A 25,776-nucleotide genomic window follows, 5' to 3' on the forward strand; every position below is an offset into this window, starting at 1 on the left:
TAGACCACGGATATGTCACTGATAAATCGTAATTGAGTTCTTATTCGCTGATTTGGCGGTACACCATTGGTGAAGCTTCGCGTTTGCTGTCACCAATTACCATCGCTTTACGGACTTCAGCCGCAGCTTCTTGCCATGATTTTTCACTGTTCGCATGGATCATCGCTAACGGAGTGTCTGTATTGATTTCAGCACCAAGCGCTACGATGTCGCTTAATCCCACACTATAATCAATTGCATCAGTGGCTTTACGACGACCACCACCTAATGTCACAACAGACATACCTAATGCACGTGTATCCATTTCTGTGATAAACCCAGCTTTCTCAGCAAATACAGGTTTACTTAATACCGCAATTGGCAGGTATTTATTGTAGTTTTCAACAAAATCAGATGGGCCTTTCTGTGCTGCAACCATTCGACCAAAGACTTCTGCCGCTTTACCGTTATCCAACACATCTTGTAGTTTTTGACGAGCTTGTTGACGATCATCCGCTAAACGGCCTGATACTAACATTTCAACACACAGCGCCATAGTGACTTCAAATAGACGAGGGTTACGGTATTCACCTGTTAAGAATTGAACTGCTTCACGAACTTCAACCGCATTACCTGCGCTTGAAGCTAGAACTTCATTCATATCCGTTAACAGTGCCGTAGTTTGACAGCCTGCGCCATTTGCTACTTGGACAATTGACTCAGCCAGCTCTTCAGACTTCTGATAAGTCGGCATAAAGGCACCAGAGCCCACTTTAACATCCATCACTAATGCATCTAAACCTTCAGCTAATTTTTTACCTAGAATAGAGGCTGTGATAAGCGGGATTGAATCAACTGTAGCAGTAATATCACGGGTAGCATAAAAGCGTTTATCAGCAGGTGCTAATGAATTAGTCTGTCCGATAATAGCAACACCCACGTTACGAATAATATCGCGGAATTTTTCATCATCAGGGAAGATATCGAAACCTGGAATTGCTTCGAGTTTATCTAATGTTCCACCTGTATGACCTAATCCACGACCTGAAATCATAGGAACATAACCGCCACACGCGGCAACCATTGGCCCTAACATCAGGGATGTAACATCACCTACACCACCTGTTGAGTGTTTATCAACAATTGGGCCGTTTAAATTTAGGCTTTTCCAGTTCAGTACTGTACCGGAATCACGCATAGCTAATGTCAGAGCAACACGCTCAGGCATCGTCATATCGTGGAAATAAATAGTCATTGCTAATGCAGCAATTTGACCTTCAGAAACAGTATTATCTCTGACGCCATTAATGAAAAAACGAATTTCTTCCTCTGTTAAAGGATGACCATCACGTTTTTTACGAATAATCTCTTGGGCAAGAAACACTGCAACCTCCTGGTTTTATAGCATTGATAACGCCCACAATAAAATGTGGACGTATTACACGAATGGATTAGTAACCACTAGACGATTTTTGCTCGCCATGACCTAAAGTGGCTAGTAAATTACCTAACAAGCTTGATGCGCCAAAACGGAAGTGACGAGCATCAACCCAGTTGTCACCCATAATGCGTTTAGCCAATGCAAGGTATTGGGCAGCTTCTTCAGCGGTACGTACACCACCAGCCGGTTTAAAACCAACTTCTTTGCCAACGCCCATATCGTGGATCACTTGGATCATTAACTCAGCGCTTTCCAGTGTTGCATTTACAGGTACTTTACCTGTGGAGGTTTTAATAAAGTCTGCACCTGCTTTGATGGAAATTTCAGATGCTTTACGGATAAGCGCTGGATCTTTCAGCTCACCCGTTTCAATAATGACTTTCAGTAAAGCGCCTGCTTTTGCACAAGCTTCTTTACATGCTTTAACGATATCAAAACCGATTTGCTCGTTACCAGCCATAAATGCACGGTAAGGGAAAACTACGTCAACCTCATCTGCGCCATAAGCTAATGCCGCGTTGGTTTCTGCTAATGCGATATCTAAATCATCATTACCATGAGGGAAGTTAGTTACGGTTGCGATACGAACGTCAGGAGTACCTTGTTCGCGTAACACTTTACGTGCTAACGGAATAAAACGTGGGTAGATACAAATAGCAGCAGTATTGCCTTCTGGGCTTTTAGCTTGATGACATAATGCTGTCACTTTTGCATCAGTGTCATCATCATTTAATGTAGTTAAATCCATCAAAGACAGCGCAAGGCGCGCTGCAGCGGTTAAATCTGTCATAAAACTCTCCAACGATGTTTCTCAAGCCCTCTTGGGCGTACGCTTAAGGTTAGCGATTAAATTTGTTGGCGAGCGGACTTGGTTCCTTGAAGATGTTGTTGCAGCTTAATACCACAACGACAGCTGAGCTCCCTCTCACCGCGCTATGCTCACTTCGGCGACCCGTCATTGAGCTTTCGCCATTCCATGAAGTTTCAGCACATCTTATTTGAACACGCTAAGGAACAATTAGATGTGCTTTTCGTCACACTAATTAAATGCAACTTGCAATATATAACATAAAAATGTGATAAATATCACAGTTAAGTCGTTTTCTGGTTTAATGTTACTCGAATAGCGCCTTTAAGTCGTCTTTATAACGCAAAAAAAGCGTGAGCAATATAAAATGATATCGTTATTAACCCTATTCAATACAAATTGCGAAATATCTCTCACAATAAAAGTAGTTAACATTACAGCAGAAAACAAACATAAAAGAGCAGATAGGCAAAACCCATCTGCTCTGCACAATAAAAATTAATTAAGCAACAACGGCCATTGCTGTTAATGCAAAGAAGAATCCTGCAATCGTTGCACTCATTAAGTTAGAGAGTGTACCTGCAAGTACTGCTTTCATACCTAAACGAGCCACATCTTGACGACGATTTGGTGCCATTCCACCTAAACCACCTAACAAAACAGCTACGGAAGAAAGGTTAGCAAAACCACACAGTGCAAAGGAGATAATAACCTTCGTTTGATCAGATAACACCATCAGTCCAGAGCTCGCAACAAGCGCATCCTCTTTGAGGTATTTACTAAATTCAGAGTAAGCATAGAACTCATTGATAACAATTTTTTGTCCAATAAATGAGCCTGCAATGGTCGCTTCACTCCAAGGCACGCCAATTAGGAAGGCAATAGGTGCAAACACCCAACCAAACACGAGTTCTAATGAGAAATTCTCATAACCAAACCAGCCACCAATACCACCGAGGATACCATTAACTAATGCAATCAATGCAACGAAAGCAAGTAACATGGCACCGACGTTAAGGGCAAGCTGTAAACCTGAAGAGGCACCTGCAGCTGCAGCATCGATAATATTGGCGGGTTTTTCGTCGTCTGCCATTTTATCAAGCGCATCTTTTTGATCATCTGGTGTTTCTGTTTCAGGGATCAATAATTTAGCAAAGAGTAAACCACCAGGAGCCGCCATAAAGGAAGCCGTAATCAGGTACTCCAACGGTACGCCCATGCTAGCGTATCCAGCAAGCACAGAACCCGCAACAGAGGCTAAACCACCACACATAACAGCAAAGAGCTCAGAGGTTGTCATTCTTGCAATATAAGGGCGAACAACAAGCGGTGCTTCTGTTTGTCCAACAAAAATATTTGCAGTTGCAGACATCGATTCTGTTCGTGATGTACCTAGTACTTTTTGTAAACCACCACCAAGAATTTTGATGACGATTTGCATAATGCCAAGGTAATACAACACTGCAATTAGTGAAGAGAAAAACACAATAACAGGCAGTACGCGTAGGGCGAATACGAAACCGCCACCACCAAATAATTCGAACATTTTATCTGATACTAAGCCCGCAAAGAGGAAGCTCATCCCATTATTGCCGTAATCAATAACATTCTTAACGCCATCAGAAATCGCAAGAAGTACCTCGCGACCACCGTCGGAATAAAGAACAAATGCACCTAAGCCAATCTGAATAAGGAATGCGCCACCAACTGTACGTAGTCTAATTGCACGTCGATTGCTGGAAAACAGAACGGCTATCAATATTAATGTTGCCATTCCGACCAAGCTCATAATGAGTTGCATTGAAGGATCCCTGTTCACATAAAAATTTAATGGATTATCAATAATGCCCTTGCCAGAGCTTATTGACTCTTTTTTGCCAGATAATTATACCTAGTCTAAGAAAAGAACCCTCAACATCCATCACAAATAGGGTCTGAAAAAAGTAACAAAAAAGTCACAAATGAGAAGTTGATCACACAAAAAGAGGGGAAAACCGCATTATTGAATAGGCAGAATAGAGAGAAAACATCATCCGATTAACAAACCATGTATTCAATTTTAACCAGTAAAGTTAAATTCAATTCAACAACTAGATATTATCTTTTAACCGAAATAATTGTAGGCTATTAAAATAGAGTTGCTGTGCAATTACCTCAGAGGGTTCTTGACGTAGTTCACAGAGTTGAGAAAAAACATATTGAATTCGTTCTGGGCGATTGGGTTCACCTTGAAAACCGCTCACAGGCATATCGGGCGCATCTGTTTCTAGTAATAGCGATTCAAGCGGCAATGAAGCCATTGCTCGACGGGTCTTTTGTGCTCGCTCATAAGTAATGGTTCCACCAACGCCAATAAAATAGCCTTGTTGAATAAACTTTTCAGCTTGTTGCTGGCTTCCTGCAAAACCGTGTACAACTCCTTTACGAGGAACATCATAACGACGTAACAAGGCACTTAACTTATCGTGAGTTTTTCGTGAGTGTAAAATAACGGGTAAATCAAACTTAGCCGCTAATTTAAGTTGTGCAATTAAAAAGCGCTCCTGCTTTTCTGGTTGCGGGTTATCCATATAGTCATCAAGCCCGATTTCTCCGATAGCAACACAACGAGGTTCTATTTTTAATTTCTGTTCTAATTCAATGAGATGTTGTTCTGTATGCGCTTCAATATATAAAGGATGTAATCCTAATGCACTATATAATTGAGGATATTCATTTGATAACTCAGTCACCACATCAAAATTCCAGCGAGCAACTGCAGGAATAATGATTTTTTTTACTTGCGCTTGATGTGCTAAAGATAAGCTATTTGCAATATCATTATAAAAAACCGGAAAATCAAAATGACAGTGAGTATCAATAAATTTATTCATTCTTAAACCTGCCTTACATCAGGGTGCACACTTCTTGTTCCTTGTTGAATAATTGAAGCATCCTCCGCTTTATCCGCCTTTGCTTCTTGCTCAAATAGGCTAAAGATTTTTTTATCATGCTGTTTGAATTTTTTCTTAGAAAAATGCTGACCTATTGTCGCTAAAAAATAGCGTCCACAACGTCTACCCACATGATAATCATGATTTAATGCACTTAAACGACTTCCTAATGCACTCGATTGTAACGTCGTTGGTGGATAGATTTCGATAACAACAACATCTTCTGGAGGCGATTGAATAAATTTAAGTGTTTCGGTATAGGTTTCGATATGGACTTGAGCCATCGCCATAAAACGTTGTAAACGGCTATTTTCAAACCATTTTCCCATACGATCGACCCATTCTGTTGTGTATTGATATTCAGAAGGTACCGTGCGCACAACAACAATAGTACGACAACCACGTCGATAAGCTTCTCTCACTGGAATAGCATCGCTGATACCACCATCATGATAAACAACATCATGAAATAAGACCCCATTACGATAAAAAGCAGGGATAGCACTGGACGCTTTGATTATCTCAAGCCAAGTCAGTTCATCGGGTTGAAAATAATTGGCCTGAAAATTATCAGAACGACTTGCCACCATATAAAATTCGCGCCCCGTATCAAACCGCCGTAGTGCTGTTGGTATATCAAGAGGCATTTCTTTGGCTGTCGTGTCTATATACCAATCAAGATCGAGTAAATTGCCGCCACGGACAAAACGAATGGGATTGAAGAATTGATTATTGGTTGTATAGCGATTAATAATTTTACGTGCATATCCACGCTGACCACAGGCAAAAGCAGACAAATTTTGTGCTCCCGCAGACACCCCAAGTAAAACATCAAAGGGATCAAATCGTGATCGCATAAATTCATCAAGGACACCCGCAGTAAAGATCCCGCGTTGACCTCCGCCCTCACAAACTAAAGCAACTTTACCTTGTGGTAGTGAGGATTGAAATTCGAGTGCAGTAATATTATTTAATGTGACAGGTATATACTTCCCCATAATGTCTCCTTAATACAACTTAACAAAGGATACCCGCACATTTTTTTGACGTCATTCTTTTTCCGTACTCATTCAAATAAATTAGACAATATATTCTTAGAGTGTAACGAATATAAAAGAAAATCACGTTTATGATTTGATATTTACATCTGAGTCTACGCTTTTAACACCTTCAATTTTTTCAATAACTTGTAAGATTTTTTCTTCTTGCGCTTTACTATCAACAAAACCGGAAAGAAAGACATGCCCAAACTCAGTACGAATAGAAATATTCTCACTATTAATATCTTGCATTGGCAATAGCGTATCTTGAATTTTATTAGAAATAGAAGTATCACTTAAGTAGTGACCCGTATTATTCCCACTTTTATTAATCTCGCTATACCACGATGTTTCAGCTGACGCGCCCATACTGACAAAAGCTAAGCCGATTGACATTAATAACGCCAATTTTAGCGTCTTATATTGTTTCATTGCTCTCCCCCTAATCACAATAACTGAGATAGGAAATATACGTGTGTTTTAATGTCTGTCTTTTTATTAAGCACTACAAAAATTTAACAATCTAAGCTATTACACTAATAAGCTATCCGAGTTAAATAAAGTAAAAAATAGCAAATAAAGACTAATCCTAATAATTTTATTCTAAAAATGAAAAATAAATCTATAAAAAATTTTACATATATTTATAAATAAGTGTAAAAACAGGCATCATGTTAACAGAGAAAAAAAAGAGTAATTCCAAATGAAGAAGGGTTTTTCGGTAGGATATTAGGGATATACAGAGGATATTTAACAAAGAAAATCGAGTCTCTCACAGCGATGGGTTTATTAAGTATAAAGACTCAACAAAGCGAAGCAACAAATAAGGCTATATTAAAAAATATAGCCTTTTCATTAAGTTAAATGCTCAAAGTATGAACACACTCTTACTCTAAATAATTCAAGCGACAACTTTAAGCATAAACACACTTTTACTCTAAATCGTTCAAGCGCCAACTTTAAGTATAAGCATGAGAATACTATTACTCTAAATAGTTCAAGCGGCAACTTTAAGCATCAGCACGAACATGCTATTACTCTAAATAATTCAAGCTGCAACTAGGCGACAAGTGAATGAGTCGCTAGGAGCATACATAAGTATGTGACTAGTGCGAATGAACGTAGTCAACAACGTTGCAGCTTGAAGTATGACGAGTAATTAGTGCTCACGGGTCTGATGGAACTCAACATCAGGATAACGCTCACGTGTTAAATTCAAATTGACCATCGTTGGTGCGATATAAGTTAAGTTATCGCTGCCATCAAGTGCCAAGTTTTGTTCATTTTTACGTTTAAACTCTTCGAGTTTTTTCTCGTTATTACATTCAACCCAGCGTGCCGTTGAAACGTTAACGGATTCATAAATCGCTTCAACGTTATATTCACTCTTAAGTCTTGCAACAACCACATCAAACTGAAGTACACCGACCGCGCCGACGATTAAATCGTTATTTGCCAGTGGTCTAAAGACTTGTACAGCACCTTCTTCTGATAACTGCACCAATCCTTTAAGTAACTGTTTCTGTTTTAATGGATCACGTAAACGAATACGGCGGAACAATTCTGGCGCAAAGTTTGGAATGCCCGTGAATTTCAGAATTTCACCTTGAGTAAAAGTATCACCAATCTGAATGGTACCGTGGTTATGAAGACCAATAATATCGCCAGGATAAGCATGTTCAACGTGAGAACGATCGCCTGCCATAAAGGTTAATGCATCAGAAATCACCACATCTTTTTTAATTCGAACTTGGTGTAACTTCATACCTTTATCATACATACCAGATACAACACGTAGAAATGCAACACGGTCACGGTGCTTAGGATCCATATTGGCTTGGATCTTGAAGACGAAACCGGTGAACGTTTCTTCAGAAGCAGTGACTTCTCGCATATCAGTTTGACGAGGCATTGGTGCTGGCGCCCATTTTACAAGGCCATCAAGCATATGGTTAACACCAAAGTTACCTAATGCAGTACCAAAGAACACTGGGGTTAATTCGCCTGCTAAAAATGCCTCATGATCAAATTCGTGAGAAGCACCTAATACTAACTCTAATTCATCACGTAATTGACTTGCTAAATCGTCACCTATCGCTTCATCAAGCTCTGGGTTATCTAACCCTTTGATAACACGAGAATCCTGAATAGTGTGACCTTGACCGCTTTGATAAAGATAAGTTTCATCTTTCAGAATATGATAAACCCCTTTGAAGAGTTTTCCGCAACCAATAGGCCAAGTAACAGGACTACACGCGATTTTTAATTCTGTTTCAACTTCATCCATGACTTCCATTGGATCACGAATATCACGGTCAAGTTTATTCATAAAAGTCAGAATTGGGGTATCACGTAAACGTGTGACTTCCATTAATTTACGAGTACGATCTTCGACCCCTTTAGAAGAGTCAATGACCATTAAACAGCAGTCAACTGCAGTTAAAGTACGATAAGTATCTTCAGAGAAGTCTTCGTGCCCTGGGGTATCTAATAAGTTAACTAGACAATCAGCATAAGGGAACTGCATAACTGAGGTTGTAATAGAAATACCACGTTGTTTTTCCATTTCCATCCAGTCAGACTTTGCATGCTGATTTGAACCACGGCCTTTTACGGTTCCTGCACGTTGAATTGCTTGTCCGAATAACAACACTTTTTCAGTGATGGTTGTTTTACCCGCATCTGGGTGCGAGATGATAGCAAAGGTCCTTCGCTTATTGATTTCATTAAGAAAATCTTGGTTTGCCATGTATAAATTCTTTTAGTTTGTACACGGATTTGTACACACTTTTGGAAGTACTCTCTTTTCAGTTCTTCGCTTGTCAAATCCGTCGTGTTAATCGTAATTGGTCGCTATTTTCGCTGATCTTGACTTTATAAACAATCAATGGTTATCTAATCGGTTACCATTTACTCTCAGCGTGCGCCAATGCTCAGTTGTAGCTGTTTGCAATCGTTGCTTCTTCAGCTCATGAACAACTGTGGCTAAACCACAAATTCCTTCGCTACCAGAAATCGATGATAGCTTGTCGTACTACACCGATGATGGTGCAGTTGCCGTTGATCGGTATTGCCGGGTATTGCGGGTTCAAAGGTTTTAGATACTTCTGTTCACCATCAATAACCAACTGCTTAAAGGTTGCTTCTTTCGAATCATCCAAACGCGCAACAACCAATGAACCTGAAGAGTAAGGTAACTCAGGATCAACAACGATCACTGCTCCCTCAGGTATGGATTTTTTTCCGCTTGGATTTTCCATACTGTCGCCTTTTACGCGAAGTGCGAAACAACCATCATGTGCTTTCCCTGTGACTTCACGCCACTCTTCAGCATCTTCATGGGCAAATCCCTCCGCTATTTCAGTCCAATCACCGGCCTGAACCCAGTTAATGAGAGGAATTCTTCCCTTAATGTCAGGCCCAACTTCTACATTACCGACCCCCAAGCCAATCTCGCCATCACCTGTGGCGAGCCAATGAGCATTCACGCGAAGCGCCTCCGCGATCTGCATGGTGTAACGAGACCTAGCCGATTTACCAGAGCAAATCTGGCTGATCGACTGCTGTTTGATACCAATGCGACGAGCTAACTCAGACTGAGTCACCCCAGTAAGCTGCAAGGCATGGTTTAGTCGTTCGGATAAAGTTTTCATAAGCCCGTATTCTACAAATAAAACTGTAGCCTTTCAACAATTTTAACTGTTGACTAATCTACAGTTTAAACTGTAACATTCAATCTTGTAACAGTTATTATTGTAACAGGAGACGGTATGGAAGTGTTCAACACGACACAAAAACATCTCCGCCGTGCCATTGACTTGGTAGGCGGGCAATCAGCATTAGCACGAGCCATCAACTCAAAACAGCAAAACGTCTGGTTTTGGTTGAATAAATCAGGGCGTGTTCCCGCTGAATTCGTTTTACCCATCGAACAAGCTACGCAAGGACAGGTAACCCGATCCCAGTTAAGACCGGACATCTATCCCGAATGCCCAAGCGAGCTGAAAGCCAGTAACCAGTAGGATTAAGGGCAAATAATGGTCAGCATTTTACGTAAACACAAAAGCGAGTTCCTCCATGCGTGATTATGGCAAGGTCTATACCCGCTTTTGGCTAAAGCAAAACGTTTTGTCCTGGAGTGACTCAGCGAAGTTGCTAGGACTGTATTTGCTTACATGCCCACATTGTAATTTGCTTGGCTGCTTTCGATTGCCGATTGGTTACGTTGCTTCTGACTTGAACTGGGATGAGCAACAGGTTGCCAAGGCTCTAAATGAGTTAGAACAAGATCAGTTCCTCATTCGTTGCGAGGAATCCGGTTGGACTTTGATTCGGAGCTTTCTGAAGCACAACCCAATCGAAAACCCAAACCAAGGTAAAGCAGCCTTTCGGTTGCTTAAAGATGTACCTGCCGACTTCATTGGTATGGCATCGCTTTTGAAATCTCTTGCCGCTTTTCAAGTTCGGCTACCAGAAGAATTTTCATCATTGTTTATGCCTGATGGCAACCCGGTAAGGGACTCTCAACGGTCGGATGACTCTGAGAGAAGCAATAAACCAACAGTTAAAACTGTTGACCACATACAGTTTGAAGACTTCTGGGATGTACAAATACGCAAAGAAAAAAAAGCAAAAGCCAAAGAAGAATGGCTACGCATGGGCCTCAATGAAGACCATGAACTCGCCTTGGAAGTGCTAACACGCTGGAAAGAGCAACGAGACAACCGATTGCAGTATCAAGATCGGACTAAGACCCCTATGCCACATAACTGGCTTTTAAACCGGCAATGGGAAGACGAGTACGTTCGCATTGATGAAGTACAGCAATCATCGACGAGCCTAAAGGGCAGCAATCACCAATTGAACATTGAAGAAAGCAATCGCCGCATTGCTGAAAGCTGGGCCGGACCAGGTATTCGGGAGGTTCGTTCAAGTGCAGGAGGTTGATAAACGCGAGTTTGCTGAAGTTTGGGGAGCTGCTTGGGCCATGTATGGCAAAAGCGTATCACCACAATTGCTATCCATCGCATTTGAAGCCCTTCGTGCTTATAGCATTGAAGAAGTGCGAATCGGTCTGACTCGGCATATTCAATCACCGGATACTGGGCAATTTTTTCCAAAGCCCGCTGACGTCATCAAGCATATCGATGGCAACTCGGGTTCAAGAGCCATGGTTGCTTGGAACAAAGTTGACAAGGCTGTTCGTCAGGTTGGCGCTTGGACATCCGTGATGTTTGACGATGCGCTTATTCACCGCGTTATTTCAGACATGGGGGGATGGGTTGAACTCTGCAAGGTAGATGACAGGGAATACCCCTTTAAACAAAAAGAGTTTTTAACACGCTACCAGGCTTACTTGTTGCGGGACGAAGTGGGTGAATACCCAAGGCTATTACAGGGTATTGCAGACCATCAGAACCAGCAAAAAGGATTTGATATGCAAGCGCCTGTTGCCGTAGGCGACTGGTCAAAAGCGGCACAAGTTTATACGAGAGGCATCGCCAACTTTAGCGCAGTGCCATTAAAAAGAATAAGCCCGAAAGCCATTCAGACGCTTCTCGGAAATCAATTAGAGGACAAAAATGAAAACGATTAAAGCAAAAACCATTGCCCTAGTGATAGCCATGTCCGCAAGCACTTCAGTCTATGCGTTTCCGGGCTATCAGTGGGAAAAAGCAGCACAAAGCGTTGGTATTGATCCTGTCATGCTCTACGCCGTTGCCTTGGCTGAGTCCGCCTCACATCGTGGTCTCAACATGACCAGCCCATGGCCATACGCAATTCGCAATGGTTCAAATGCAACCTACGCCAAATCTAAGACAGAAGCAGAGCAACTGTTAAACCAAGCACTGCAAGAGAGTGAAAAATACCAGCTCGATATTGGCCTAATGCAAATCAATTTGCATTGGCACGGACATCGGGTGAGCTCAGCAGCAGAACTGCTAGACCCCATCACCAACCTAACTGTCGGCTCCAGTATTTTGGCCGAAGCAATCAAATCTTCACCAAACGATTTAGAGCTTGGCATAGGCCGCTATCACAGCTGGAACGAAGAGCGTGCACGCTGGTATGGGCAAAGAGTGCTTTCTATTTATCGCAATATTTTACATGAACTGGAGGTCCGTCAATGACAACCAATCAACAAGACTTCTATCAATTAAATTTGGCATACCTACACGCAGCACGGGAATTGGCGCGCATTGATCCACAAGAGGCGGTCTTGCGCTTTGGACTTACACGCGATGTGGTTGATGCGCTGATTAATGCTGGAGTTGACGACCTGCAACGAGTGGCGACCTCATCATTCATGCTGTTTCAACCAAGGGGTAACCAAAGCCAACTGATTGAGATGGTGAAGAGCAAAGGCACAGGTATCCCAAGAATCGCTTATTTATTATCAACCCTAAACAACAAGGGGGATGCATGATTGATAACCTGTCCAAAAGTGAGCTGTTTACCCGAGCCTCGCTGCTTATTAAATACGGATTTCGAACAACCATTATCGCGCTCGATACAGGTTTGCCAATCCACATTATCAGAAGGCTCCATAAAGAAGTGACTGGCAAGTCACCTTGTCCTGGTCAATTGCCAGAATCTGATGCCATCGTCAAAAGCAGAAGAGCATTAGTTGAAGGCTCCCTGCTTATGGCGCTTTATGTCAATATTGGTGGTGATAATGTCTACAAGCAATTAAATATCGATGCTTTGATGAAGGCTTACGATGCGTATTTGGTTGCAAGAGAAGAAGCAGATCTTCCAGCTGAGATCCCCTGGAAAAAACTGACCATCAATGAAGGTTGGGTTCTAGCTCGTGATTTAAGATCACAGCTTGCATCCTTACACCGGTGTCGATGCGGCAGTCTGTATTTGACGGTATCACAACAGCGCATTCAGCTTAAATGCCCTGTGTGTGAGATTATGGCCGAGCAAACCACTAGAGCACTTTTTGAGAACTAACATGCTGATGCATGATTTGATTGTGCACCGTCTGTGCACTTTGAGAGTACTAAGAAGATGACAAACTTACTTAAATCTTTACCAGCACGCTGCTGGTTTATATCACTGGGGCTTTTTCTGGCGACTTTGGCAGCGGCTCATTTTTTTCCATCAGAAATATTTACGGCATCTGCCAAGTTAGCGGCTTTGCCATTTCTGTTTTGCACCATCGTTTTTTTCAGCTACTTGGGATTCAAAGCAACTGCTAGTCCTATCGGCCTTATAACCATCACCACTATGTGTTTAGCAATCGCATATTGGCAAGCGAGTTGGGCAATTTTATGTGTCGGTTTAGCTTTCTTAGGCTTAAGCGGACTAATCCATTTATTTCAAAGACAACTGAAAGATACCGGTCGAGAACTAAGCCTGAGCGAAAAAAAATATTGGTACTGGGTAAACGAATTTGCAGACGGTCGCTCATCTATCCTCCCCAAAAGGCCAAAAAAATAGCCAGCCCATCACAAGCTGGCTACCTTCTGTTTTTAGTTCCTTCCTGAAGCCTGGTTATAGGCCCTAATATCGATCAAGTTGTTCTGAGCATAATCTCCAGCAAGGGATGCATTTGAGATCACTGCAATCTGCTTATCCACAAATGCTTTATCTTCTTCGGACACACTGTCGGGGATGTAAGCACCGCTCTCATCTTTTTGACGATACTCATTTAGCATTTGCTCCCTTAGACCAAGCATTTCAGGCGACCAACTCGATGAGTCTTCAGAGTTGAAAACGCGCCCCGCCAAACCTTCATTGAAAGCTTGAGCGAACACTTGACTTTGAATCGGGGTCAATCCCATTCTCTGCCCTTCGCTGTATGCTTCCTGTTTAAAATCATCGGCATACTGTTCTAAGAACTCACCATATCGATTGTTAACTGCCGCACCGAATGCCCCAGCCAACATGGCTTCAGACTTAGTACCCCAGTTTACTTCGGAGGCATACTGCGAACTCGATCCACTGTATGCATCATTAAACGCCGTCAATGGGTTTTCCAAAGAGGTTCCGGCGTCAACGGCTGCTTTTAAGCCATCCCAGGTTGATTTACTGGCCACCGTTGCATTGTGCAAGAAACCTCGTGAGCTAGGGTCTTCAAGTGCTTGCTCCTTGTAACTCTCATAGTCTTCGCCAAAGTGATTCAAGGTATGCAGTGCTGCATCAGTATGCTTGCCACTGAAGTCACCAATTGCACTGGCGCTGTTGAAGAACATTTCAGCACCAGAAACTCCGCTATCATCAGCCATAATGCGAGATCGCCACTGAGAGCCAGCTTCACGGTTTAGTCCAGATTGATAGGTACTTGTGTCAGAAACTACGGCCTGTTGGGCTTGTTGTTGATGCGCATTTAGTTGTCCATCAACACCAGACAAATTAGTTTGGTAAGCTGATTGAGCTACGTTGAACTGAGTTTGAACAGTTGCAGCATCCTCGTAGCCGCCCAATACCCCCGATTCCACTTGGCTTTGAGTGCCACCAAAAGTAGGTGCAGCTGATGACAAGCCTTCATTTGAGCGCGGTTGAATTGATCGTAAATCGGCTCCAGTAGCCATGGCCATAACAGTCATTGCTGCTTGATAATCATTGTCTCGTTCAGCGGGCGTTGAGGAGTTGCTATAGGTTAAAGACTCCATAGCTGCGGCCACATACGCCTGATTATCATCAGGTAGCAAGCGCTGATACATTGGAAGGTTTTCACGTAATCGGTTACCGGCTTCAACATGCTGGTTCATATAGCGACCTAAATAATCCATGACTTCAGGGTTATCCGCCGCTAATCGAGTTAACGTCGCACCATCCGTGTTCCTTTGTCCTGATAGACTGTAGCTGGCCTGATCAAGCTCACTAAAGCGGTTTGATGCCGTGACAACGTCTTGTGCTGAACTCTGAAGAGACTGATAGTCTTGGTTAGACAAGGACATTTCAACGCCAGAACGTCTTGAATCTGAAAGGTCCTTAACCATGGCATCGCGATACTCAGCACGTCGTGAATCACTCGATGCCAAGCTTTGCATCTCCCCAGTGAGCGTATTTGCGGTCGTTGACCGAGAACTGCCCTCTGATGACTCAACTTGGCCACTAAAGTTACCACCTAGATCCAACCCAGCTCGTAACCGTGATATTTTTGGCACTCTTGAGGATTCAGGCTTATCGACTCCAGGCAAGCTACCTTGTGGGGAGTCATTCCCCCCTGTACCAAGCAATCTTCCCAAGAACCCTTTGTCTGCTACTTCTTTATCACCGGTATTTGTAATAGTTCCATCGCCACCGACCCTTAGACCTCCCGATAACACGCCAGATACCAAGCCACGTACAGCGTCTTTTTTATCGTCTCCGAAACCATACCGTGTTTGCAGGTCATCAGTAACCTGATTAACAACGGCGCTAGATGCGGAATTAGAAGAACCGATCTGACGTCCAACCGAAGATAGATTGTCGTAACTTAGCTTTTCACCAAAGGTTCGGCTCATGGTATTGCCAACTTGACGGCTAAAGGCTTGAGTTGCCTGAGTCATGGATTCTTTTGCAGAGCCGACCATTGAACCCACCGCATTTCCGACAGAGAAACTGCTAAGTAGGTTTGACGCGCCGGTCATAGCAGAACCAGTGAGGGCTGAATTTTGGAACATTGACTGTGATTGCATCACCGGGGCATTTTTCGCGACATCTGGACTTGCCATCTTTTCATCAATTGCATCACCGTTTTGAAGACGTCCAGCCAAGTGGGTAGCGGTTATTGCTGAGCCATACACGAGCATGAGCGAAATCGCCGGAACACTCGACGCCAACATGCCGCCAGTAGCTATCCAGGTTTGCAGCACTGAATCCATCTGCATCATCCCAGCAAAAGATGGCACTTCTGTACCTGCAAAGGCATCAAGAGCCGACATTTTCCCAGCAACGGTTAAATGGATATATAGGTTAATGATGGCCATGACGGGCATCCAAAGTTGAATCCAAAGCAGGATTAACAAGTACTTCCCGGCCATTCGCATCCCGATTTGGCCAAGGGCAATCACAAAGGCCATCAATGGGGTGATGGCGTAAATGAACCCCTCAAAAAACGTCATCATCGGACGTACGATACTTTGGAACAGGGTCTGCTCCGCCGCCCATTGTGTATTGCGCTGCTCAATCGCTTGGTTAACCATCACGGCTGCGGTGAAAGCTTGATCATCCATATACTTGCCTGTCACGCTTTGCTCATAAATAGGCAAAAGCACTGACGCGGTCATGTACTCTTGGGTGTTAACCGAAGCTAAACCAAGGTTATTCAGTGCATTTCGGATCACGTCATCAGTGTCCGTTGCAGACGAAGTCCCCAATGAGGCTGACAGAACCTGTTTAAGCCTTGGAATGAAGGTTGATTCTGTCATGAGTTTCAGCTGACTATAGGCATCGGTGCAGTCCAAATCGCTACTGCTACCACTGAGCATGATGCGCGTGCCATAAATGCTAGAGTCAAACCTAATCGCAGTCATCGGGTTAGGATCACTCAGCACCTGATCGAGGTTCTTTTGGCCAATGTCGATACCAATCAAGGTGCACTCTTTGATGTAGTTAAACCACGATTGCTCGATGTCCGAACCGGCGACACGATTTGCATCACCCAACCCAGAGCGATCCATCACCTGTTTTCTCACTTTAATCAGTGACTGTAAACTGGATGCAAAGCCGTATTCCGTCATGGCGGGAGTTGAGAACGCCGTTTCAAACAATCGTGTGATTTGAAAGCCAACAGTCGAAATCGTACTACCTGCGGCAGCAACACCGATGGGCACATTATCAACCACTCGAACTTGTCCCGTGTACGCATCCTCAATGCTCACTCGGGTACTGGGCCCAAACATGGTTGCAAAGACTAGCCATGAGACTAAAACATGTTGAAAGTTAATCCCACGACCACCTTGCATTAAGGCCTGAACAGAGACCATCAATACCCCAATGAGCAAGCCAATGCGAACCATTGAAGTAAAGTCGCCTGTACCAGTGATCATCGCGACAGCGTTCAAGACCTGCTCTAAAAAAGCCGAATCCCCGATGGAATAGATTTCCCACATTATCTATTCCCCCAGTGCCGTAGATTTAACGGTGTAATAACGCTGCTTGCGAATGGTCTGAATCACCTGATTAAAATGCGCCAGCAATTCTTGCTCTGAACCGTATCTTCGCTGTAACGCGGCGTATTCCTCATTGATTTGGCGACGTGCACGTTCAAGGTCTTCAGTTAACAACTTCGCATAGGCATGATCTTCTACACCAGAGGTGCTTCTAGCTGCATTGAGCATGTCTTCAACCAATGCTCGGGCCATCTCAACAGCAATAAATGGCGCCGCTCGTGAAGCAAACGACCTAGCAGCCCCTTCATTTAATGCAGAAAGTGTTCGAATCATGCCGCCAATGCTCGCAGGAGCCGATGTCATAAAAGCCTTTTCGGTGGTGCTAGCAGCTCCTGTATTTCGAGCAAACTTAAAAATAATGCCGTTACTGGAACCTGTACCAAGAAGTAAATTTTCTACTTGGGTTGATAACCCCGTCAGGGTCACGTTAGTGATTGTCGGATTCAGACAGCCGTCTTGTGTCACTGTGTCACATCGGTACATAGCGACGTTACCGCCGTGAATTAGATGCTCAATAGTCACTTTATTGCCATTCAGTCTGGTCAGTTTCGGGGCTTTACCTTGGCCATCAGCGGCATTCGCTAAATCACCAACGATGATCGAACCAGTCACCGACATAACCGCTTCAAGAAAACGGTCATCCCCCGATGCAAACCAGCTTGATGCCGAGTGACGTTTCAGTGCTCGCCAGACCAAGTTACCTTTAATCGTTTTGTTCACATCCGATGCTGCGACACTTGAAGCATTCTCATAAGGGTTCTTACCGTTGGACTCACTCCAACTGGTAAAAATGTCTCCAGCCCCTTTAAGTGAGCTCAACATGCTGGCTTCTGTTTGCCCCTTTTTACCAAAAGCAGCCAGGGTATCGTTCACGACTCCCTGAGCCATTTGACAGGAATTGCCAAAATACTCGTTCAACTGCTGGATTTTCTTTTGCAGTGTCTCCATGTGCTGGGAGCATTTCTCACACATAGCACTGAGCGCCAATTGGAATGCGTACCCCTTGGCGTTTGCAGCAACAGAGCGAAGTAATTGAACAAACTGATCCGCATTAACAAATGACAAACTTCCAGCGAACATATCAATCCCGCCACAACCAGCTTGGAATGACGGAGGCACCATAGAGACGAGGTTTTCGTTCATGATCCTGTTACGAACAACAACGCTTCCGCCAGATATCACACCACGACGTTGACTCTCGAATACACCAGGCGCAGTGGTGTTGGTCATTGAACCAAACAACTGGTTCATCTCCTGTTGCAAGCTTGCTTGGCTCATAGATGAAAAACCAATCGCACAGGCGATTAGCGATACTCGGAATACTTTTTTCATCGTTATAACCCTCCTTGTGCACGCAGATAGCGAACAAGGAACTCAGGGTCCTGTAATATCTTTTCGTTAAGCTCTTGGGCTGACATCGCGAGTGACACGCCGGGTTGAACAGGTCGGGTGGCATAGTAAGTTTGATCGTCAATCCAACCGGCTTGATGGGCTGCGAGAATAATTCGATTATTGAGCTCATCAAGGCTCATTGCACCTTGGCCAATGGGAGTGATGACATTAGGTGGATCAACTAAGAACACGGCAGGGACAGTCGTAACGGACAACGATTGAGCTTGTCCTGAATCGACTTTGAAATTGGGAAACTCTCCACCCGGTAAAGGCAAGCCATCGACAGCAATAGCAAATACCTCGAAACCGTAGTTCAAAGCCATGGATTCGATGATAGGCGCTTGAGCATGGCAGTAAGGGCAATCTGAACGATAGAAAAAGAACAAGCCTGCTCGCTTTGCTACTTCACCTAAAGCAACATCCCGTTGAGCGCCAGCTTCTCGGTCCATCCGATTAGCAGCGTAGGTCGCCAAGGGTCTGCGACTGATTTCATCCAAAACAGGATCGCCCATGACCACCTGCTGACTAACATCAGCAAACTGTGAGCCCTTATCCATCATGACTCGCTGGAGATACAGATAGGCTCTGACATTCTCATTCGTCGGCTCATCAATTGCCTTGTCCATGAACGACTGCATGTGCTCTCGGAACCAGGCAGCACTGAAGGGTTTTAGCTCGTCCTTTGTGGGCTCCATGATTCCAGATTCCGGCTTTATTTGCTCTTCAGACTCCGCTGGCTCAGGAATGACCTGATACCAAAACCAGCCTTCCTGACCACGCTGATAGAATTGCCCATCACTGGCATGGGCGGGCAAGATGAATAGAAAGAAAATAATGATTGGGATGGTCACCCATAGGATGAACCAAGGTAACAAAGGCGTTCTCATTGTCAGCTCCAGATATTTCACAGAGCTAACATGCTAAAGATCCCCGTAAGAGCGATTGGCCAGATAGATGAAGGAATCGTGTGTGTTTCTGACTATCTATTAAACACTGTTACTAACGTAAGTGCTTTGGCTGATGGCACCATCACAAAGTGCATACCAGAGCTCCCATGACACCAAAACTCTGCCTGTACGAAATATTTTTTTGCTTTCTTTGAAGCTATACATTCTGGCAATAAAGATTTTGCCAATTCTGTGCTACACAATTTAGCGCACAAAGCCTTCCAAGGATGCTTAGGAGCACCGTCTGAAAGCCGTTCCACAAACCGTTCCAGTGCATGACGAGTCACCACGACAGGTCCAATGTTCGGAACGTTGATGACCTCATCGATTTCTCTCACTGTAGCATTATCGACGCTGTATTCTTCGAAGGAATGTGAGAGCCAATCGTCCCGCTTCTCTACCGAGATCTGTGCTTCCTGGTATCGAGTGAGCAAAAACCTAGTCAGGCTGTAAAGTGAATGCTGAGTTGAGCGTTGTTTCTGTAACTTTTTGATAGCTCCTTTACTAACTCGGATTTGAAGCCCATTACCGCTTCGGTTACTCCCCATCACCTCTTTCACTGACAGTAGGTGATGAATAGCATAAAGCTCAGCTGCAATTGGCTTTTGCTGCTCAGGTAGCTTGTCGTATTGTTCACCTAAATCGACCTTTAGCTCACCACCTCTTCGAAGGCCGGTCTTCCAGTAAACCGTAAACTCACCATCAATCTGCTTTGTTAACAGGGTTAATACCATCATGTTTGTTTCTCCTATTGGTTATCTATTTTTCATTCTCCATGTTTTTTCAAATATGCAAGGCGCAAAAAAAGGGGCCGAAGCCCCTTGGATCAGATATGAACTTTCGGAAAGCCCATGGCACCGTAAACATTCAGCACATCATTCCAATCCCAACTTTTCACGCCGAGTGACGTTGGTATCGGAGGGATCAAGACTTGTGTCAGAATGCCTTTTTGCCAGGCTTTTTTCTTGAGTTCATTCGCTGCATTCAGGCCGGTCTCAGAGAGATCGTGGTCTGCCCAGATGTACAGCATTTTCACATTACTTGGTGGTTCAAACCTAGCCAGTAGCGTTGCATTCACAACCGACCAACATGTTTGCCCCGTTGCTCTGGTTACCGCTAGGGCCGTTTCTATACCTTCAGAAACACCTAGGACTTCACCAGGCTCACCTATAGGAATGGCACCACCAGTGATTGTTCTGTCACTTGGTATCGGCATCATCTTTTTAGGCTTTTCAACCGGCGCTTTGAATCCATCTTCACTTAGGTAGATCCGATGAAACGTGGCCGAACGCCCTTGCTGAGTAACGATTTTACCTAGCAGCGCTGGGTAGCTATCGATAAACAGACCATCTTCATCATGGTAAGGCAAGCTTGGATGAAATCTCAGCACCGAATCCCATTCAGGACGAAGCCGCGTAACAATGCCACGACGATGCAAGTAGTTCCAAACTGGTTGCGCACGAGTATCTGCAAGAGATAGCGTTTCTCCCCAGGTTTGATTCAAGCGATGGATAATCGCTTTGTCCTCGTCCTGCTTTCTAGCCTTCCAATCAACAGCGTTACGCGTTATTGCCCGAGAAGGTGCTTGTATTTGTCCGGGTTGAATACCTAGAACTTGGCCGATTGCTTCAATAGACTGAGCAAAGTTCCATCCATTAATCCAAGACAACAGTTCAAAGCCATCATGAAAGATACCGCAGGTGTTACAAACGCCACCTCCGGTATATTCAGCATCTTTGAACAGCCTAAAGCCATCACGACCGCCATGAACAGGACAAGCCACATGACGGCCTTTTCGAGCAATAGCGGCATCAAGTTCTGGCACCAACGCCGCCAGTATTTGAAGCCATTGGCCATTAAGATATGGCCTTACTGTTTCAATTTGTAAAGGTAACGCCATATAACCTCCTTAAGTAAAAAGCCGACTCCTACCACAAGTGATAAAAGTCAGCTCTGGGCCTGCATTGAGCCGTTTGGTTAATGCAGGAACGTTAGTCAAGCTGGATACCATGTCGTCTTAATAGCCACATGATGGAGTCACGAAGCACATCAGGATCGACAACCGCAGCCATTGCGCAAACACGAAAGCAAAATGGCGTTAATTCGTCATTTTGAATCCACGACAACACATCCTTTCGCAATCGAGTACTGACACGACCGTCCAGCAATACACGGATCGCATCCAATAGAATGCCTTCGCGTAACTGCCAGATTTCCGTGTCAGACCAAGTGACTGGGGCATCATCAAACTCAAATAGAAATTCGAGCTGTGATGATGTGTGTTGATGGGACTGCTTTTGTGATGGAGGAGAATGGGCAATGCGCCCATTCATCAAAGATAACCGCGTTCGGCAAGCGAAACACAGCCCTCGGATGCGACCACAACATGGTCAAGCGTTCGAATATCAACAAGTGACAAGGCGTCACGAAGTCGATGAGTAATGCGTTTATCAGCTTCACTGGGTTCAGGATCACCCGATGGATGGTTATGAACCAGTATCACTGCTGCCGCATTAAGTTCTAGCGCTCGTTTTGTTACTTCCCTTGGATACACGCTCGCCGCATCTAAAGTGCCTTTGAACAGCTCTTCAAATCGAATGACGCGATGCTTTGTATCAAGAAACAGCACACCAAAAACCTCGTGCTCATACTCGTGCATCAGTGTTTGCAGGTATGAGAACGCCGACGATGGCTGTTCAATTTTTCGACCTTTACTTAATCGACCACGGGCAAGCTTGAGCGCCATATCTAAGATATCCGCTTCAGTCACTTGCTCAGGAACGATATAAGTACCGGTTTCTTCGCCAGCTAAGAACTTTTTGTTTTTCATAGGAGTCTCCAAAAAAAGCGGAGACGAACCCATGCCCTGACGGGGACGGAATCGTCCCCGCAGGGTGGTAAAGTTGATGTGGTTACTGAATTAACAGTTGTTGTGTTACTTCGAATAACTCACGCTTCAGATCTTTGACATCGTTAATCACAATGCTTTGAGGAAAGAATTTCTCAACACTGCGTGTTTGAATCCCTATTCCCAGAAGCTCAAAGCCACTTCGTCTGCACCGGTCAACAATGTCATGCGTGGCAGCCCAATCATCTGGGTCACCATCCGTTAGCACTATCATTAGCTTTCGCTTCTGTTTTTGCGCTAACAAACTGTTTGCCGCAAACCACATCGCTTGTGCCATAGGCGTACAACCTCGTGGTTTTTGGTCAAAACAGGCGGCCCGATGTCGAACCGATTGCTTGGGCAATAACGCGATAGAAACTTCCTGATGAATACCAGGAAAATAACTGACCGCAGGTACAACACCCGGTATGCCTTCCAGTGCCATGGTCAAAGCCAAAGCAGCTTCATTGGCAACATGAAAGTACTTTCGATTACCTTCGCCAATGGGTTTACCCATTGAACCCGATATATCGACCAGCAAGTGCACAGCAGCATTAGGCGCAATGCGAGGTTGCCTTTGAATAAACAATCTCGACTCACCTGCTTGTGAAGCGGCAAGACGATGGGTTGCAACTCGAAGACCGTGCCTTTTGGCATGATTCCGATTGTCCTGACTGGACTGAACCATGCCCCTAAGTCGGGCTCGAATTTGAGCGGACTCAGACGCTGACAAGGTCAAGATGGCCTCGTCACCCAACATAGCTTGCTCTGCTTGGGGCAAACTGAGTGGAGTGACGCCCTGATGTCCTTCAGCTTGTTCCGACAACACTTCTGCCACTTGTGCAAAGGTATCGGGTTCAAACTGAGCGGCACTGGCCTCTAAGGCTTGTCGCAAATTGTCAGCTTGATCAGAGTTATCTGAATCCCCCGTTTCAGCAGCATCCCCCATTGCAGACGAACGAGTTTCCGGGGTTTGACTGTCACTACTGTTATTGCTGTCATTACTCGCATCTTGTCCCATGTCATTACCGTTATCAGCATCCGACTCATCCTGTGGTGGACGAGATTCTTCTTCCAACATGGCAACGATGGCATCGACAAGTTTTAGCACTTCACCTGTAGACGCTAGGCTAGGCACTACTGTCAGCATGGCGCTTAACCGGCTCATCGCTGCGGCAGGAAAGAGTTGTCTCACTCTTTCATCGACTGCTTGATACAAAGGCGTAAGCGCTTTCTGGCCCAGAAAATGGCATCTCAAGCGGAACAACAACCAGGCTTGCAAGTTAGATGCAGGCTCAAGCTGTTCAGGTACACACATTTGCTGTGTGTCCACCATGTACTCAATCACTTGCGAAATACTGCGCCGGGTTCCGGGATAATCCTTTGCCAATTCGTTTTCAATGCGAACGTCCTCAATGATATTGAGAAGTGCCTTACGGATCGGTTTGGACGACGCCTTCTGCACCATTTCAAAATTAGTATGCCGAATATGCGCCGCTTCATGAGCCAGATAACCCCAAGCTATCTGTTGATAGTGTGGGTCGTCTGGGTTTGCTGTTGGGATCACAATCCGCTCACCATCGGTAAACGCATCTTGTCCTTGAATAAGCACCTTCACACCAAACTTTTCGCCATAAGCGGCGGCAACGATTGGCAGGGCGTTTTTTAATGGATGATTCATGGGAGTCTCCTAATCATTAGGGGGAATACTCCCTCAGCGGGAGCGTTTCCCCGCTGGGAATGTGGATGTTTAAACCTGTGCTTTTAGCTTATCCAGGTCGTATTTTTGACCTAACCAAGCCACCAATTGAGCTGGACTCTCGTGCTGTTCAAATGACGTTTTAAGCTGGTCTAAACTCAGGATGTCATCCAATGTCAGACCGTACTGGTCTTGTAACTGAGTAGACACCTCGTGTTGATATTGCAGCCAGGCCCGCTCAAAAGCGGTTTGCTGCAATGCCAAGTTTGGAACAAATACCATGGCCGTTACCCAAACACCTTGCCCGTCCGCATCTGCGATCAGCACAGGGTTCTTGGGGATCAAAACACTATGTGTTGAGTACGACCGTTGTACTAACGCTCGACAACACGCCACTTCTGGTATCGATTCGCTTTCAACAGCATCAGTCACACCACGAAAATGTGGTTCAAACTGGTTCAGTTGGCTGGGGTTATGGATGGTTGATTGCATAATTTCCTCTTACATAGTTCAGAGGACATTCGCCCTTCAGGGCAACATGCCCTCAAGGACGTTAGAAATAAAATGAGTTTGGTACAGTCGAACCAAGGTTTGGTCTGACGGTTGGTTGTGGTATTGCACGTAAGTTATCTGCCTGAGCAGATACTGGCTGTGCGGGTTTAGGTTCAGGTTTGGGCATCAGTTGTCTGATATCCAATTGACCTTCACCGTGCATTCTCATCTTGTCTGGATCAGACAAAATTAAAATGGTCGCCATCAGTTCGTGATAGAGATTGTCTGTCACAGGGCCGGTCTTCGGCAGACGAACAAATAAATTGTCCATCGCTTCAACCATTGGCTGAACTCGGTGATCCAGGAATGACAAACCATCCAACTTGTCTCTTAATCGCTTGAGAGGATTAAGGGCTCGCTGACTGATTTGATTCTTACCTGCAACGGAACGCTCAAACAGTTCATTGGCATCACGAGCCACCTCCCTAAAGAGGGTGTGTCCCATACCATTGACCTTGTCATCTAAGCCACCAGCTTGTTCAGCTGGTTGCATTCGATAAATGGCATAATCGAACTGAAGCCGTTGATCCACGTCTTCGATGGGTGACAGCGCACGCCGGATTGCATCTGCAAATTCCGGGTGTTTTGCAACCCAGTCAAACGTCACCTGATCATAGTTGTCCAAGAACAACTGCTTGCACTGCGCAAACTCCTGACCGATCCGGTCAAGCTCTGGAACAATCTGATTAATTCGGTCTTCAGGGACGGCATAGCCACCTAAAAACCGCACACCGACTTGCTCACACAAGCGCTGCGCTTCTTTCTTAAGCCTTTCAAAGTTCGCCAATGCCTCTGGGTCGCAAATTTTTTTACTCCCTAAGCTGGCAACATCCTTCGGTGGAAGTTGGCTGCCATTGGCTAATCTGAAATCTTCAGGCCTTAGTTTTTTTCTACCGCTCCAGATGGAACAGTCGATGTGACAAATCAAGAGTTTGTCGAGGGTTTGAATACTCATAGTGCATCCTCATGTAAGATGGGGACGCACCACTC

At 44.6% G+C, this 25,776-nt stretch carries 25 protein-coding genes; 7 read left to right on the forward strand and 18 right to left on the reverse strand.

What is annotated here, in order from left to right:
* Positions 1–40: 40 nt before the first annotated feature.
* The 8 genes from deoA to H1225_RS12660 form a co-directional block, all read right to left on the reverse strand.
* Complete coding sequence (gene deoA, locus H1225_RS12625; RefSeq protein ID WP_109400020.1) at positions 41–1,363, reverse strand: thymidine phosphorylase; 1,323 nt, start codon at positions 1,361–1,363, stop codon at positions 41–43.
* A gap of 67 nt (positions 1,364–1,430) precedes the next feature.
* Positions 1,431–2,210: a deoxyribose-phosphate aldolase gene (gene deoC / locus H1225_RS12630; protein ID WP_006536109.1), complete on the reverse strand. Its 780-nt coding sequence runs from the start codon at positions 2,208–2,210 to the stop codon at positions 1,431–1,433.
* Positions 2,211–2,730: 520 nt separating this feature from the next.
* Positions 2,731–4,029 (reverse strand): NupC/NupG family nucleoside CNT transporter, encoded by a 1,299-nt coding sequence (locus H1225_RS12635; protein WP_161671134.1) that lies wholly within the window; start codon positions 4,027–4,029, stop codon positions 2,731–2,733.
* 289 nt (positions 4,030–4,318) lie between these two features.
* Entirely contained in the window at positions 4,319–5,101 is a 783-nt protein-coding gene (locus H1225_RS12640) for a TatD family hydrolase (protein WP_109848055.1), read from the reverse strand.
* Between the two features lie 2 nt (positions 5,102–5,103).
* On the reverse strand, positions 5,104–6,159 hold the full coding sequence (locus tag H1225_RS12645) for a patatin-like phospholipase family protein (protein ID WP_109848054.1): 1,056 nt from the start codon (positions 6,157–6,159) through the stop codon (positions 5,104–5,106).
* A 129-nt stretch (positions 6,160–6,288) separates the two neighbouring features.
* The gene (locus tag H1225_RS12650) at positions 6,289–6,633 is read right to left on the reverse strand and encodes a BON domain-containing protein (protein WP_006536117.1); all 345 of its coding nucleotides are present in this window, start codon (positions 6,631–6,633) and stop codon (positions 6,289–6,291) included.
* Between the two features lie 727 nt (positions 6,634–7,360).
* Positions 7,361–8,950 (reverse strand): peptide chain release factor 3, encoded by a 1,590-nt coding sequence (prfC, locus tag H1225_RS12655; protein WP_219515777.1) that lies wholly within the window; start codon positions 8,948–8,950, stop codon positions 7,361–7,363.
* Positions 8,951–9,206: 256 nt separating this feature from the next.
* The gene (locus H1225_RS12660; RefSeq protein WP_025610849.1) at positions 9,207–9,854 is read right to left on the reverse strand and encodes a LexA family protein; all 648 of its coding nucleotides are present in this window, start codon (positions 9,852–9,854) and stop codon (positions 9,207–9,209) included.
* 117 nt (positions 9,855–9,971) lie between these two features.
* Here H1225_RS12660 and H1225_RS12665 point away from each other — a divergent pair, with 117 nt between their 5' ends.
* From H1225_RS12665 to eexR, 7 genes are read left to right on the forward strand one after another with little or no spacing between them, the layout of a single operon-like run.
* Entirely contained in the window at positions 9,972–10,223 is a 252-nt protein-coding gene (locus H1225_RS12665; protein WP_000451746.1) for a helix-turn-helix domain-containing protein, read from the forward strand.
* A gap of 55 nt (positions 10,224–10,278) precedes the next feature.
* Positions 10,279–11,148, forward strand: coding sequence for a hypothetical protein (locus H1225_RS12670; protein WP_025610848.1), 870 nt, complete (start codon positions 10,279–10,281; stop codon positions 11,146–11,148).
* Positions 11,135–11,797, forward strand: a complete 663-nt coding sequence (locus tag H1225_RS12675) for a DUF6475 domain-containing protein (RefSeq protein WP_031858616.1) — start codon at positions 11,135–11,137, stop codon at positions 11,795–11,797. Before H1225_RS12670 ends, H1225_RS12675 begins: the two co-directional genes overlap by 14 nt.
* Positions 11,784–12,332 carry a lytic transglycosylase domain-containing protein gene (locus H1225_RS12680; protein ID WP_025610846.1) on the forward strand — a complete coding sequence of 183 codons (549 nt, stop codon included), beginning with the start codon at positions 11,784–11,786 and terminating at the stop codon, positions 12,330–12,332. Before H1225_RS12675 ends, H1225_RS12680 begins: the two co-directional genes overlap by 14 nt.
* Positions 12,329–12,628, forward strand: coding sequence for a flagellar transcriptional regulator FlhD (locus H1225_RS12685; RefSeq protein WP_000210563.1), 300 nt, complete (start codon positions 12,329–12,331; stop codon positions 12,626–12,628). Before H1225_RS12680 ends, H1225_RS12685 begins: the two co-directional genes overlap by 4 nt.
* Positions 12,625–13,158, forward strand: coding sequence for a FlhC family transcriptional regulator (locus H1225_RS12690; RefSeq protein WP_000566753.1), 534 nt, complete (start codon positions 12,625–12,627; stop codon positions 13,156–13,158). The genes H1225_RS12685 and H1225_RS12690 overlap by 4 nt, the downstream gene beginning before the upstream one ends.
* Positions 13,159–13,215: 57 nt before the next feature.
* Positions 13,216–13,647, forward strand: coding sequence for an entry exclusion protein EexR (gene eexR / locus H1225_RS12695; protein ID WP_025610845.1), 432 nt, complete (start codon positions 13,216–13,218; stop codon positions 13,645–13,647).
* 32 nt (positions 13,648–13,679) lie between these two features.
* Here the strand turns inward: eexR and H1225_RS12700 are convergent, their stop codons facing one another.
* The 10 genes from H1225_RS12700 to H1225_RS12745 all read right to left on the reverse strand — a co-directional run bounded on the left by H1225_RS12700 (position 13,680) and on the right by H1225_RS12745 (position 25,741).
* Positions 13,680–17,249 carry a conjugal transfer protein TraG N-terminal domain-containing protein gene (locus H1225_RS12700; RefSeq protein WP_025610844.1) on the reverse strand — a complete coding sequence of 1,190 codons (3,570 nt, stop codon included), beginning with the start codon at positions 17,247–17,249 and terminating at the stop codon, positions 13,680–13,682.
* 3 nt (positions 17,250–17,252) lie between these two features.
* Entirely contained in the window at positions 17,253–18,641 is a 1,389-nt protein-coding gene (locus tag H1225_RS12705; RefSeq protein WP_025610843.1) for a conjugal transfer protein TraH, read from the reverse strand.
* 2 nt (positions 18,642–18,643) lie between these two features.
* A complete protein-coding gene (locus H1225_RS12710; protein WP_025610842.1) occupies positions 18,644–19,588 on the reverse strand; it encodes a thioredoxin family protein in 945 nt (314 codons plus the stop codon).
* 92 nt (positions 19,589–19,680) lie between these two features.
* Positions 19,681–20,385, reverse strand: a complete 705-nt coding sequence (locus H1225_RS12715) for a hypothetical protein (RefSeq protein ID WP_025610841.1) — start codon at positions 20,383–20,385, stop codon at positions 19,681–19,683.
* A gap of 89 nt (positions 20,386–20,474) precedes the next feature.
* Positions 20,475–21,548 carry a DUF7146 domain-containing protein gene (locus H1225_RS12720; RefSeq protein WP_025610840.1) on the reverse strand — a complete coding sequence of 358 codons (1,074 nt, stop codon included), beginning with the start codon at positions 21,546–21,548 and terminating at the stop codon, positions 20,475–20,477.
* Between the two features lie 91 nt (positions 21,549–21,639).
* On the reverse strand, positions 21,640–21,981 hold the full coding sequence (locus H1225_RS12725; protein WP_025610839.1) for a hypothetical protein: 342 nt from the start codon (positions 21,979–21,981) through the stop codon (positions 21,640–21,642).
* Entirely contained in the window at positions 21,981–22,478 is a 498-nt protein-coding gene (gene radC, locus H1225_RS12730) for a RadC family protein (RefSeq protein ID WP_025610838.1), read from the reverse strand. Before radC ends, H1225_RS12725 begins: the two co-directional genes overlap by 1 nt.
* 82 nt (positions 22,479–22,560) lie before the next feature.
* Positions 22,561–24,216 carry a VWA domain-containing protein gene (locus H1225_RS12735; RefSeq protein ID WP_025610735.1) on the reverse strand — a complete coding sequence of 552 codons (1,656 nt, stop codon included), beginning with the start codon at positions 24,214–24,216 and terminating at the stop codon, positions 22,561–22,563.
* A gap of 69 nt (positions 24,217–24,285) precedes the next feature.
* A complete protein-coding gene (locus H1225_RS12740; protein ID WP_025610734.1) occupies positions 24,286–24,726 on the reverse strand; it encodes a hypothetical protein in 441 nt (146 codons plus the stop codon).
* A gap of 61 nt (positions 24,727–24,787) precedes the next feature.
* Positions 24,788–25,741, reverse strand: a complete 954-nt coding sequence (locus tag H1225_RS12745) for a DUF3150 domain-containing protein (RefSeq protein ID WP_025610733.1) — start codon at positions 25,739–25,741, stop codon at positions 24,788–24,790.
* Positions 25,742–25,776 lie beyond the last annotated feature (35 nt).

The sequence above is a fragment of the Proteus penneri genome (genome assembly GCF_022369495.1).
GTDB classification, from domain to species: domain Bacteria; phylum Pseudomonadota; class Gammaproteobacteria; order Enterobacterales; family Enterobacteriaceae; genus Proteus; species Proteus penneri.